The sequence below is a fragment of the Phycisphaerae bacterium genome (assembly GCA_035384605.1).
Taxonomy (GTDB): Bacteria; Planctomycetota; Phycisphaerae; order UBA1845; family PWPN01; genus JAUCQB01.
The window spans coordinates 17,948-30,730 of record DAOOIV010000027.1; the positions used below are offsets into that span (position 1 = coordinate 17,948).

Annotated in this window: 12 protein-coding genes; 7 read left to right on the forward strand and 5 right to left on the reverse strand. The window is 62.6% G+C overall.

The genetic code is table 11. The annotated features are described in order from the left end of the window. Positions 1 to 51: 51 nt before the first annotated feature. Positions 52 to 951 carry an SMC-Scp complex subunit ScpB gene (gene scpB, locus PLL20_08480; protein ID HPD30014.1) on the forward strand — a complete coding sequence of 300 codons (900 nt, stop codon included), beginning with the start codon at positions 52 to 54 and terminating at the stop codon, positions 949 to 951. A gap of 481 nt (positions 952 to 1,432) precedes the next feature. On the opposite strand, the gene PLL20_08485 is transcribed toward scpB, so the two are convergent. The 4 genes from PLL20_08485 to PLL20_08500 form a co-directional block, all read right to left on the reverse strand. Beyond that, the gene (locus PLL20_08485; protein HPD30015.1) at positions 1,433 to 1,681 is read right to left on the reverse strand and encodes a hypothetical protein; all 249 of its coding nucleotides are present in this window, start codon (positions 1,679 to 1,681) and stop codon (positions 1,433 to 1,435) included. 163 nt (positions 1,682 to 1,844) lie between these two features. Next, entirely contained in the window at positions 1,845 to 2,591 is a 747-nt protein-coding gene (locus PLL20_08490; GenBank protein ID HPD30016.1) for an alpha/beta hydrolase, read from the reverse strand. A 13-nt stretch (positions 2,592 to 2,604) separates the two neighbouring features. After that, the gene (locus tag PLL20_08495) at positions 2,605 to 3,210 is read right to left on the reverse strand and encodes a cyclodeaminase/cyclohydrolase family protein (GenBank protein HPD30017.1); all 606 of its coding nucleotides are present in this window, start codon (positions 3,208 to 3,210) and stop codon (positions 2,605 to 2,607) included. Between the two features lie 51 nt (positions 3,211 to 3,261). Next, positions 3,262 to 3,630, reverse strand: a complete 369-nt coding sequence (locus PLL20_08500; protein HPD30018.1) for a response regulator — start codon at positions 3,628 to 3,630, stop codon at positions 3,262 to 3,264. Positions 3,631 to 3,988: 358 nt separating this feature from the next. On the opposite strand from PLL20_08500, the gene PLL20_08505 reads away from it, so the two are divergent. Beyond that, positions 3,989 to 5,671 (forward strand): DUF4091 domain-containing protein, encoded by a 1,683-nt coding sequence (locus tag PLL20_08505; GenBank protein ID HPD30019.1) that lies wholly within the window; start codon positions 3,989 to 3,991, stop codon positions 5,669 to 5,671. 31 nt (positions 5,672 to 5,702) lie between these two features. Here PLL20_08505 and PLL20_08510 read toward each other — a convergent pair whose 3' ends face one another. Next, complete coding sequence (locus tag PLL20_08510) at positions 5,703 to 6,674, reverse strand: radical SAM protein (protein HPD30020.1); 972 nt, start codon at positions 6,672 to 6,674, stop codon at positions 5,703 to 5,705. Positions 6,675 to 7,053: 379 nt separating this feature from the next. Between PLL20_08510 and PLL20_08515 the strand changes: the two genes are divergently transcribed. The 5 genes from PLL20_08515 to PLL20_08535 all read left to right on the forward strand — a co-directional run bounded on the left by PLL20_08515 (position 7,054) and on the right by PLL20_08535 (position 12,778). Further along, positions 7,054 to 8,142 (forward strand): DMT family transporter, encoded by a 1,089-nt coding sequence (locus PLL20_08515; GenBank protein HPD30021.1) that lies wholly within the window; start codon positions 7,054 to 7,056, stop codon positions 8,140 to 8,142. 174 nt (positions 8,143 to 8,316) lie between these two features. After that, positions 8,317 to 9,201: a hypothetical protein gene (locus PLL20_08520; protein ID HPD30022.1), complete on the forward strand. Its 885-nt coding sequence runs from the start codon at positions 8,317 to 8,319 to the stop codon at positions 9,199 to 9,201. A gap of 9 nt (positions 9,202 to 9,210) precedes the next feature. Next, a complete protein-coding gene (locus PLL20_08525) occupies positions 9,211 to 10,326 on the forward strand; it encodes an ATP-binding protein (GenBank protein ID HPD30023.1) in 1,116 nt (371 codons plus the stop codon). A 517-nt stretch (positions 10,327 to 10,843) separates the two neighbouring features. Then, positions 10,844 to 11,752, forward strand: coding sequence for a DUF1571 domain-containing protein (locus PLL20_08530; GenBank protein ID HPD30024.1), 909 nt, complete (start codon positions 10,844 to 10,846; stop codon positions 11,750 to 11,752). A 339-nt stretch (positions 11,753 to 12,091) separates the two neighbouring features. Continuing rightward, complete coding sequence (locus PLL20_08535) at positions 12,092 to 12,778, forward strand: SagB/ThcOx family dehydrogenase (protein HPD30025.1); 687 nt, start codon at positions 12,092 to 12,094, stop codon at positions 12,776 to 12,778. Positions 12,779 to 12,783: the final 5 nt, after the last annotated feature.

Sequence of the window (12,783 nt, forward strand, 5' to 3'; positions counted from 1 at the left end):
TGCTCAGTGCGGACTGGTGAATCTCGTTCGGCAACGGTATATTGTGTGTTTATGAGTGCAGACCGTGAACCGACTCCAGACCAGCAGCCCGTTGAAGACGGCCTCCCCGCCGATGTCGCGGCCTCCGAGGCGATCGCCGATGCTTTGCCGGCCGATTCCGATCCCGTCTGGCCCGAGTCGGGGCTCACCGAGATAGCCCCTGATCTGCAAGCCGAGCCGGCTGAGCAGGGCGGAAGGCTGATGACAATCGCCGGTGGCCGGCTGGTCGGTGACTCCGAGGAGCCTGCCACGGACCCGACGGCCGGCCGACTGGCCGAGGCCTTGGCCGCGTTGTCACAGGAGACGGCCGAGACTGCCGATGCCGACGAGTCCAAAGAGGCGGGGCCGTCAGATGACGCCGACGCCGCACCCCGGGCAGGCGAACAGGAACTGACCACCGAACGCGTGATCGAGGCAATTCTGTTTGCCACCGACACGCCTCTGACGCTGGCCAGGATCGTGTCTATTCTGGGCGTCGGCTCGGCCCGCGATGTCCGAAAGCACATCAATGCTCTCAACAAGCGCTACGATCAGCAGGGCTCGGCCTTCCGCATCGAAATGATCGCCGGCGGATACCAGATGCTCACACGTGCCGAGTACAACACCTGGCTTCGGCGGCTGCGCCAGAACAAGCAGGATTCGCGGCTCTCCCAGGCGGCCATGGAAACGTTGGCGGTCATCGCCTACAAACAGCCCGTGGTCCGGGCCGAAATCGAAGCCATCCGCGGCGTGCAGTCGGGCGAAATGCTCAACCGCCTGCGCGAACTGGGCCTGGTCAAGATCGTCGGCCGGGCCGAGGACGTCGGCCGTCCCATGCTCTACGGAACCACCAAGCGATTTCTCGAAGTCTTCGGCCTCTCCAGCCTCGAAGACCTTCCCGAGGTCGAAGAACTCAAAACCGACGAAGAGTGACCACCGCGTGGCTGGACCACCTGACGGCCCAATCTTTCAAGATATGAGCGTTGCACCATTCGCCGTCTTCGCTGGCCCCAGAATCTAGCTGCTCGCTGGCCCCAGAATCCTTTCTGGGGCCTTTGGCTCGCTGGCCCCAGAATCTAGCTGCTCGCTGGCCCCAGAATCTAGCTGCTCGCTGGCCCCAGAATTCAGCTGCTCGCTGGCCCCAGAATCCTTTCTGGGGCCTTTGACGTGGAGGATTCCTATCCTCATTGCCGTCGAATGCGGAAGGGATTCCGCCGAGCGGGCCGACCCTGCTTCGCGGTGAACGCTTCGCAGGACAGCGCATAGATCATGTATCGTACCGGCCGTTCTGCGCGGGCAGGTTGATGGCGGAAAGCCTGCTTCGTACGTGTGTCCCGGGCGATGATGCAGCCCCGCGCCCCTGCGTGCTTTTTCCGACTGACAACTCAAAACTGAGAACTGAGGACTTCTCTTCCTACCTCGCCCTGAACATCCGATGAGATGTGCCCCCCGGTCCGACGCGGACCCGCACCGGCCGCAGGCACTTCGGGCACTTGCCTTCGTAGGCCGTACCTTCCCTGTTCTTGTAGATCCGCGTGTAGACCCCGCAGCACTCGAATTCCACCCCGATCCACCGCCGCGGCTCCCGCTGCGGACCTTCCGGCTCAGGCGGCTCGCCTTCGATTCCTTTGATGTCCAGGTAATAGGGCGGTTCGGTGGCCATCGCCTTTCTCATCGGCCGGAAGACAGGCCCCACTCCAATCCCGCGGCTTGACCACAGTTGCCGTCGAGGGTGACATGGCTTCACGGGGCCACGAAGCGGCTTGCAGGCAGCCATGTTGCTGCTGAAGGGTAAGCCATGTCCCGTTGGGAAGTTGGCTTGTGCGTCATGTGAGTCGCGAAATGATGTTCACCCGAAGCCAGCCCCTGGACATGACCGTGAAATGGTCGCCCAGGTAGCCTGCTCGGGCGTCGCTGATTTGCCAGCCACGCTGCTCGACCTTGGCCGGCGCGCTTCGCAGGCCGACCATGCCGCAGGCGGCCGTGTGCACGCGATCGTTGGTCCCGAACAGGAGCGGTCCAAGGCCGTTGATGAGCCAATCTGGTCGTCCGTGTACGGTCAGCACACCTTTTGCCCGCCGGGTCACCTCGGTCATGTCGTAGTCCGGTGACACGGTGCCGTGTAGCGCGACGACTTGTCCAATTGTCGTGGCCGGCGACATCTGTCTGAGCGATTCGAACGCGATGTAGACACCTGTGGAATATCCAACAAGATGGATCGGTGATGCCGGATGCTCACGGCGCAGTTGTTCGATGAATTGCGCCAGTCGAACGGCCTTTGCATCGAGTCGATGCCGTCGCATCAGATCGGGAAGAACCAGTACACTTCCGGCCGCGCGACTCCAGCGATACAAGTACACGGCATCTGTTCGCCCCGCACGCCGAAGCGCCCGGCACAGTGCGTTGAAGCACCAGACAATGAACAGCCAGCGGACCGGCTCAACGAACACCACGATGCCACGGTTGGGATCGCCGCTTCCGTCAAAGCGACACACACCGCGACGATTGAACCACAGGGCAACCGCCCACGCCACACCGACCAAGACTGCGAAAACCCAAAGGCTTCTCATCATCCAGGCGAATTTCCTACGAGGCCCGCTGATTCAGCACTGAATTGCGATGATCGTAGGCTTTCTCGAGGATCCGAGTCATCTCCTTGTTCACTCGCTCCACCTCAGACCCATCCGCCAGGTCGCGGAGGTTGACCTCCACATTGACGGCCGCTGACTGCGCCGCCGCCAGGCTCATAATCGCCGCCACCTTCAGATCGCCGAGCAGGTAGGGGTTGACGCATTCCTTGAGACCATCCAGCAGCGCGAGCACCGCCCCGGCCATCGCCGTGATTTCCATCGGCACGGCCGTTGCCGTGGCCACTGCCTGTTGCTGCTCGGCCGGGTCGCCGGCTTTGCACGACGCCGCCAACCGTTCGTATGCGGCCATGTCCTCGCTCATCAGTTCCGCGAATGCCGCCTCGGCCCGCTCCAGTTCCCCCAGCGCCTCCCGAAGCTTCTTCTCATAGGCGGCGAACTTGGGTTTGCCAACGGTATACTCGACCACCATTCGTGCCTGTGCGGCCGCAAGCAGGCCTGCCATCGCCGCAACACTCCCCCCGCCCGGCGTCGGCCTCTTCGCGGCCAGGTCCGCCACGAACGTCCGCAACGGCAGCGATAGATAGTCCTTGTCAGCGCTCATCGGTGGCTCCAACAGCCGGCATCAGCTCCGTCGCGAAACGGCTTCCTCGTGTCACGCCTGACTCTTATTGCCCATCGATTCCAGTGTCCGCTGCAGCTCCTGCTTGAGGTGACGGATCCGCAGCAGGCTCTTGACCCGTGTCGTCAGCTCCACGCGGTTCACCGGCTTGCTCAGAAACTCGTCCGTGCCGCACTCGGCCGCACGCTCATGATCACCAAGCTCGTTCAGGGCCGTGACCATCATGATCTGGATATCCCGAGTCTGCGGGTCGCTCTTGAGGTGCCGACAGACCTCGAACCCGGACATCTTCGGCATCATGATGTCCAGAAGGATCAGGTCCGGCTGCTCGCGGGCAACAAGGGCCAGGGCTTCCATCCCGTTGGCCGCGGGAATGGTGGTCACGTTGGGCAGTTCTTCCATGTAGGCGCAGAGCAACTCGCGGTTCTGGGCGTTGTCATCCACCACAAGGACCTTCGAAGGTGGCAATGGTTTTTCGTCTGGGACAGTCAATTGGGGCCTCCCGCTCCCGGAAGTCCGTCTCGGCGGCGAGTCTTGCCCCCGGCCGTACGGGGCGTCCCGGTTTCTGACGCTCGTCTTGTCTCAAACCCACAAATCCAGCCCCATATCCTGCGTCAGAATCCGCGGATTAGCAATACGTGGCCGGATAATATCCTCGGTGCACCTCGGCCCCGCTCGTATGGCTTGAAATCGTACAAGAGCCGGTTACGCTACCACTATCTCCTCACAGAGCCCATAGAGATCTCAGAAAGGAGTTGCCATGCTCAGCAAATCCGTTTCTCTGGCGGCGGCAGTCCTTGTGGTTTTTTCGCAATCCACCATAGGTCAACAGCCGCTCCGCCTTGAAATCTGGGCGGTCGACCCGCTGGTCAAGGTGTTCCGCGACGCGACGCCGGCCGCCGGCACCGAGGCGTTGGCGGAGGTCGCCTGCGGCGAGCATGCCACCTTCCAGATCGTCGTCCGCAGCGAGCAGCCCGTGACCGCCCTGCGGGCATCGGTGGCCCCTTTGGCCCTGGAAACGCCGATGGGTGTCTACCGCCAGGCCGACAAGCCGCGGTTTGTCGGATACGTACCGGTTGACCGGCCCATGCAGACGCCTTCCAAAGACCAGCTCCGCAAGCCCCCGGCCGATTATCCGGATCCGCTGCTCGAGGTGGATTCGATCGATCTTCCCGCCGGCCAGGCCCAGCCGATCTGGATCACGGTGCCGGTACCCGTGCACTCGGCGGTCGGCACCTATCGAGGTTCCCTGAACGTGACCGGTCAAATCGAAAACGCCTTTGTTCGCGCACAGATTCCTCTCGTGCTCAAGGTTCACCGGGCGATCATCTGGAAGTCGCGCCTGTGGACCACCAACTGGTTCGGCATGCATTGGAGACACATGCAGATCAGCCCGAAGGATGACTCGCCTGAGTACTGGGAGCTTCTGGCGCGTTATGCCCGGAACATGGCCGAGCATCGCCAGAACGTGGCCTTGATTTCGCCGCTGGCCCTGGCGGAGTTCAAGGCCGACGAAGGTAACAAGCTCCAGATCGATTTCTCGAAATTCGATCGCTGGGTGAAGATCTTCATGGACGAGGGTGTGATCGGGATGATCGAGGGCGGACACCTCGGCGGCCGTGCCGGCGGCTGGGAGTCGCAGTTCGTGGTTCAGATCCGGCAGGTCAAGGACGGCAAAGTCGTGCCCAGTTCGGTCGACCCCGGCAGCCCCGAGGCGGACGCGTTCTACGCCCGGTTCTTGCCCGCCCTGGTGAACCACCTGAAGGAAAAAGGCTGGTCGAACATCTATGTTCAACACCTGGCCGACGAACCGATCAAGGAAAACATCGCCACCTATCGGGCCATTGCGGCTTTGGTTCGCAAGTACGCCCCAGGGATCAAAATCATCGAGGCCTGTCACACCAAGGACCTTGTCGGGGCGATCGATATTTGGGTCCCGCAGCTCAATTTCCTCCACCAGGACTACCAGCACTACCAGGATCGCCGGAAAGCCGGTGACGAGGTCTGGTTCTATACCTGCGTTTTCCCTCAGGGCGAGTATGCCAATCGGTTCATCGAGCTGCCGCTGATCAAGACCCGCCTGCTGCACTGGATCAACTATCGCTACGGCATTACCGGATACCTGCACTGGGGCTACAACTGGTGGACCGAGGAGGATCCGTTCAAAAAAGTGACGCGCGAGCACGGCGGCCCGCCCTTCTTGCCGGCCGGCGACGCGTGGATCGTCTACCCCGGCAAGAACGGCCCCCTCGACTCGATCCGCTTCGAGGCTATGCGCGATGGCATCGCCGATTACGAACTGCTCTGCAAACTCGGCGAAAAAGACCCCGAGGCCGCCAAAACCCTCGTCGCCAGGCATGTCCTCGACTTCGATAAGTACGAAACGGACGTTGCCGCCTTCCGGGCCGCCCGGCGCGAACTGCTGGAGAAGCTGAGCAAGTAAGCCCCGGCGCTGCCGTCTGCGACGCCGGAGTTCAATCGAATCGCCACAGGCCCGCCTTGCGCGCGGCTTCATAGGCCCATTCGATCTCCCCGCGAGTAGGCCGGCGGTTGATCTTCGGATAGCGCACACCTCCTGCGGCGTTCGGATCCTCGCACATGCGCCCCACCAGGTGCTCCGGGCGGTACTGGCCCATGATGTTCACGAAGGTGTTCGGCGAAACCTCACCAGCCAGCCATTCCAGGATTCGACCGCTTTCATCCGGCAGCCCCGGCATCACCAGGTGGCGGACCAGCAGGCCGCGGCAGGCAACGCCATCGGGCGTGAAAGTCAAGTCACCGACTTGGCGGTGCATCTCGACGATGGCCTGCCGGGTGTGCTCGGCATAATCCCTCGCATTGAGGTACTCAGCGCACAGATCCGGTGACCAGAGCTTGAAATCCGGCATGTAGATGTCCACCAGACCGTCCAGCAGCCGGAGCGATTCCATCGAGTCGTACCCACTGGTGTTGTAGACCACCGGCAGTTCCAGACCCTGTTCCGCGGCGATGGCCAAGGCTTCGACCACCTGCGGCACAACGTGTTCCGGGGTGACCAGATTAATGTTGTGGCAGCCTTTCTCCTGCAAGGCGAGCATGATATCGGCCAGATCGTCGGCCTTGCAGGGCGTGCCCGATTCTTCCTGGCTGATGTCCCAGTTCTGGCAGAAAACGCACCGCAGGTTGCACCGGCCGAAGAAGATCGTCCCGCTGCCGTGACGGCCGACCAGGCACCGCTCCTCGCCCGTATGGGCGAAGGCGGAACAGACGGCCGCGTGACGGCCGGTGCGGCAGAACCCGATCCCGTCGCTCAGCCGATCCGCCTCGCACCGGCGCGGGCACATTTGGCAGCAGCGCAGCGACTCGATAGCGACCGCTACACGCCCCGACAGCTCCCGGTACACCTCCGGAGCCAGGTAGGCCGGCGTGAAGTCCTCGATCACGAAATCTCCCGCTGACGACGACATGAAACCGACCCTTCGTGTTTGCAGCGGATGCCCATTGTACCGCCGAAGCCCCCCCCCGGCGAATCTCCGTTCAACACACAGTGGGGCCGACGCACTCGTCCGCCCTTATTGAATTCCGCTCGACCGAGAGTCCGCTCTCGACCGCTCGACCGAGAATCCCTTCTCGGTCGCTTGGTTCGCGGAATCCATTCCGCATTCGGCACCCATGCGGATGGGAATCCGCACCAGAGGGGACCGAGATGGGAATCTCGGTCCAGCGGCCGCTTTGTGAGCAGTGCTGGGGTTTTGGACGACGCGGCGGCGGCACACCGCGGCGTTTGCCCTGCCGATGGGCTGCCACAGTCCGGCGGATGCACCCCCGCCGTCTTTGATCTGAAATTTGCAACCCTCAACGTTGCGGGCACCCAACGTTGAGGGTAACCTCCCCGGCTTTGCCCGTCGTGCGGCACGGCTGTTTGCCACGCCATGTGGCATGCTCTTCGTGTTTCTCGGCGGCATGCTCCCAGGAGTCACGGCCATAACTCGCAAACTCGACATCCCTGCATTGGCTTGCCTGGCCGGTGCAACGCTCTGCTGGGGCAGCGTCCCGGTCATGCTTGGCTATTTGGCTGATCCGAACCTCGTTCCGGACGGCTACACCGCCAACGCCGTTCGGTATCCGATCTCCGCGCTGGCGTACCTGCCGTGGCTGGTGGTGGCCATTCGCAGGGGCGGACTCGGACGCTTCTGGCTGACCGCTCTGATTCCCAGCGCGGTCAACGTTGCCGGTCAGACGCTCTGGGGGCTGGCACCGTATTACCTGCCTCCGGGCCAGTTCGCCTTTCTCTTTCGCCTTTCGGCCCTGTTCGGCGTTCTTGGGGCCTTCTGGCTGTTTCGGGATGAGCGACGGCTGGCTCGCAGCCCTCTCTTCTGGGTCGGGGCCATCCTGGCGACGATCGGATTCGGCACCATGTCCGCGCTGATTCTGACCGGCGGCACGGCAATCCGCCCGGCCGGAATCGTGATCATATTCTTGTGCTCGCTCTGCTACGGCGCCTATGGCGTTGCGGTCCGCTATGTGATGGGGAAGCTCGATCCGTTGGTCGTGTTCGCGGTGATCTGCGCGTACACCTCCATCCCGCTGCTGGCGATGGCCCCGCTGGGCAATCCGGCCTCGGTTCTCGGCCTGAAAGCGGTGCCGATGATCGTTCTCATCGTCTCCGGGCTGCTGGGCGTGGCCGTGGCGCACGGCCTCTACTACATCGCCGTGCAACGGCTCGGAGTGGTGGTCACCTCGATGACCCTGACGGCCACGCCGTTCGTGTCAATCGTCGGCTCGTCGATTTGGCTGGGAGAGCGGTTCACAGCGGGATTGTGGGTGGCCGGATCGGTTCTGGCGATCGGCACCGGTTGCGCGCTGTGGTCACAGCAGCACCTGCCGGAGGCCCCCAAAGACGAAGCAATGGCCGAGACCGCCGGCCAACCGTGACCAATCCGGCTGGTCGATTGACCTAAGCCCATATTTCACGTATGGTTAGACCATGCCATGCTGCCGATTTCGTCAACTTGTCATCCCCCCCGTCGTCATGACCTGCAAGCTGGGAGAAACGCTGTCACTATTCCACGTCACCCACTCATGATTCAGGCTCGGGGTTCGAAATCTATGCGGACCAGGCCGCTGCTTATCGGCGCGATCCTCATTGCCTCAGGTTGCAGCGACTGGCCGACTTGGCCAAACCAGGCCCCGCCCTCACCAACCACGACACCCTCGGCCGATCTCGGACAACCCCGCACCCCTTCCATCGCCGGTATCGGCGAGCAGCTCACTGACAACGGGCCGCGCCGCCCGACGATGATCCTTCAGATCAGTTTCGAGGTGTTGCGGGCTCGTGTACCGCGAGGGTTCTTCAGCCAATCCGAGAAAATCTGGAATCACGTCAACGAGGCCGTTGTCCCTCAAGACGTTGCCGTGTTGCTCCAGCGAAACGGATTGCGAGCAGCCGTGGGTGGCACCGACTCGTGGCCGCCGATCCGCGCCCTGCTCGAACAACAGGGGCCCGTGGAAACCTCCCAGAACAGAATGATTCTCCACAACGGACTGCCCCTGGTGGTCGAGCCGGATCAGCGGACGCGCAATCAGACCTTGTTCATGTTTCGCCCCGACGGAACGCTGGGTGGAGCCAGCTTTCCGCAAAGTGTGAACGGATTGCTGATCGAATACCAGCTCGCCGGCGCGGCGGCGGAGGATCTGCGCATTTCCGTCACGCCTCAGGTCCGTTTGCCGATGCAGGCTCCCCGCCTCACTCACAATGTCCCGGGCTACATCGACCAGCCCGTGGTCCCTCCCACGCGTGTGTTTCGGGAATTGGCCTTCACGGTCACCGTAGCCCCAGGGCAATTCGTCGCCATCGGCCCCAGCCGGCTGATTGAGAATGCCCACCTGGTCGGCTCCCTCCTGTTGTGTGATGAAAGAGAGGGGGAGAAAATGGAATCCATGTACTTCATCACGCCCCAGGTGTTGAACACCGGCCGGCGAGTGGGGTTTTGAGGCGCTATCTTGCAGCGCGATCGTCAGAGCATGGGCAACCGGATGTCCGACAACCCGATGACATCTTTTATCTCCAGCCTGTGCCAACACGCGGGCATTACCATCATCGCCACGGATGAGCAGTTCGTGATCCGGTTCTGGAACAGCGCCGCGGAGCGGATGTTCGGACAACCGGCATCGGCGGCGATCGGACAACCGATCTGGCTGATCATTCCGCCTGAACGTCACGGCTTGGCCCAACGCATGCTCGAACGGGCGGTGACACGCGGAGAAACCAGCGAAGTGGAACTGCGGCGGACGGGCCCCGACGGCCGCAAGCACTACTTGGCCGTGACCATCTCCCCTGTGCCTGACGAGCACCATCACGTGGTCGGCGTCTCGATCTGTGTCCGCGATGTTACCAAGGGCATGGACCTCATGCGCGACGTGGCCGAGACCCAGAGGATGTCGGCCCTCGGGTCGATGTCCGGAGCGATCGCTCACCATTTCAACAACCTTCTCGGCGGCGCCCTGACCGCCCTCGACTTCGTTCAGGATTCCTTTGAGGTGGAGACGCTTCGCCGCGGTCTTCGCACCGCCTTGACGGCGCTCAGCCGCGTCAGCGAAATAACTCTTGCCCTCCTTACCTTTGCCGAGGGAGACCGCACCGACAGCCCGACGGACGACGTCGTCGACACCGTCCGGCAGTTTGTGGCCGGCCGACGCAAGGAATGGGCCCGAAACCGCATTTCCGTCGAGACCGAACTGCGACCTCTCAGGGCGAAGCTTCCAGCGAAACGCCTGATGACTCTCTTGCGAATCCTCACGACCAATGCCTGCGAGGCCATGGTCGGCGGAGGGACGCTCCGTATCGAGCTCAGCAAAGGACCCGGCATGACTGTGGTTCTTCGCGTCCGTGATACCGGAGCGGGTGTGCCCGAGGAGCAAATCCGCCACGTCTTCGAACCCTTCTTCACGACCAAGAGGGCTGTCAATCCGGAAGACCCGGAGCATATCGGCCTGGGCCTGGCCGTTGCCTATGGATTGGTGAAAGGCATGGGCGGCACAATTACTCTGGAGCCCGGCGATCCGAAAGGCACGGTGTGTACGGTCTGCCTGCCTGTTCACCTGGAAGCCTCCGGTTGACGCGTTTCTGAGACACTGCCCCGCCGGCGATCCGGTGTCCCCTCGCCATCTCCCCCGGTTTGCCGGTTCCAGGCAATGCCGCATCCTCGCATTAGTCCCCCCTGTATAAGGGGATAGTGAAAACGGTCTGCTGGTCTGCGAGCCGCTCTTATTGTTCGCTTGGATCACCGCGCTTGTTGAGGACCGGTCCGGCCGTTACCATAAGGTTCATTCGGCACACCCGGGTCGTGGACCCGCTTGCCGGGTTGGAGGTCGTCCCCCTGAATCCGATGCTCCGCAGGCGCGATGGCGGGCGGGTCCCAGGGGCTGCAAAACTCGGCCGTATGAGTATTGATTGTAAAGCCCCCCCGATCAGGCAGCCGATATCCGAGGTGGATGGACCGAGCGCGGTCGAGCCCGCGACGCTGTGAGATGAAGATCCATTCGACAGGCGCCGATTCAGCAGGACCGGCGCCGGCCGCGGGAATGCCAAGAGCCTTCCCTGTCGGTTCACGTGAGAGGCTTTCAGGATCAGTCCATGATCGAAACTCAACCCCGTCGCCGCCGCGGACGTCACATCAAGATCATCATCGGTCTCATCGTGCTCGCCGGAGTGCTTGTCCATGTGCGCGAGCCTTGGGCTCGCAAGACGCAGCCGGCCGCCGACGCGTCCGAGTCGGCAACATCCTCTCAGCGCAACGCGGCCTTCGCGGCCCTCGTTCCCTTGCATGCCCACTTGGGCGAGTCCATCGAGGAGCGAGCCGCTCGAGACCCGATTCATTTCTTCGAAGATGCCGTCGAGTACTACGATAGTGCCGTTCGCGATTACACCTGCGTCTTCACCAAACAGGAGAGGATCGGCGGCAAGCTCGGCCCGGAGCAGGTAACCAACGCCATGTTCCGCGAGAAACCCTTCAGCGTGCGGCTGGAGTGGACCAGGAACGCCGACAAGTGCGATCGCGTCCTCTACGTCGCCGACCGCTGGGTCGAGAACAATCAGCAGATGGCCGTCGTTGAGCCGGGGGCGGTCGCCAGGCTCTTCGTCAGCCATGTGATGCGCCCCATCCATGGCAAGGATGCGATGAGGTCATCCCGCCGGACGATTGACCAGTTTGGATTGCGAAACACGCTCTGCCTGGCACTCAAGTACGCCAAGCTTTCCAGGGAACATGGGACGCTGGATTTCAAGTACAGGGGCAAGAGCCAGGTCGACGGCCGGGAAACGTTGCTCTTCGAGCGGCGACTGCCCTATACCGGCGAAGGCGGTGAGTGGCCCGATCGCCTCCTGCTCATCCATTTGGACAAGGAGATGCTCGTCCCAACCCTGTGCCTGTGCTACGCGGACGACGAGCAGCAGGTTCTCCTCGGCAAGTACATGACCACCAACATCAAACTCAATGTGAATCTGCCGGATTCGGTGTTCACGAAGGAGGGCATGGGACTCTAGCGGCGAGCGCAAAACGCTCCTCCGTATGCTCCTCAACACTTCCACTTAACGATCGACGGCCGGCCCCGAGGGGCCGGCCGTTGTGTTTCCCGAACCGCTGAACGCTTTCCCCCGTGCGGCCATCGCCCCAAGCTGGTATCATGAACTCTTCCCGGCCGACGAGGGCCGTTACCGCCCCGACGTGTTGCCCGATGTCGAAGGCGGGCATCGGCAAACGCGACGGGATCGAATAGCTTCTGCCATTCATCGACCAGCTCGACGCACGGCCCGGTTACAATGCGGCGCCCGGGACCGTAGGATGTCCGGAAAACGCTCCCGTCCTGTTACGCGGAGGATACAATGATCAGAACACAAGCTCATGCTTGCTACTGCGCGATGGCTATCGGTGTGTCAGTTCTGGGAGGACCAGGCGTGTCCACCACAAGGCCGCAAGACCGCAAACCATTGCCCCCCGCGGATCTGTCCGGCAAGATGCCCCTCGAACAGACCATCGCAACGCGACGTTCCATTCGAGAGTTTGCCCCCAGGCCCCTGACGCCCGAGCAGATCGGCCAACTCTGCTGGGCCGGTCAAGGCATCACCGACCGCTCCTCCGGCTACCGCGCCGCTCCGTCGGCCGGGGCCCTGTATCCCGTCGAGCTCTACCTGGTGACCCGCGAAGGCATTGACCATTACCTGCCTCGCGACCATGCACTCATGCCGCACCAGGCCGGCGACGTTCGCCGTGAACTCCAACGGGCCAGCATCGATCAGGACTGTGTGGGCGATGCCCCCTTGACGATCGTTATCGCCGCCGTCGTTGATCGCTCGGCCCGCAAGTACCGAGGCCGGGCCGAACGCTACTGCTTCATCGAGGCCGGACATGTGGCCCAGAATATCCTCCTCCAGGCGACCGCCCTCGGCCTGAGCGGCGTACCAGTCGGGGCGTTCGAGGATGAGCGGGTGGCCCAAGTCCTTCAACTTCCCAAGGACGCCCGCGTCCTCTATCTGTTGCCAATAGGTTACCCGCCCGGCGGGGAACGATGATCGCC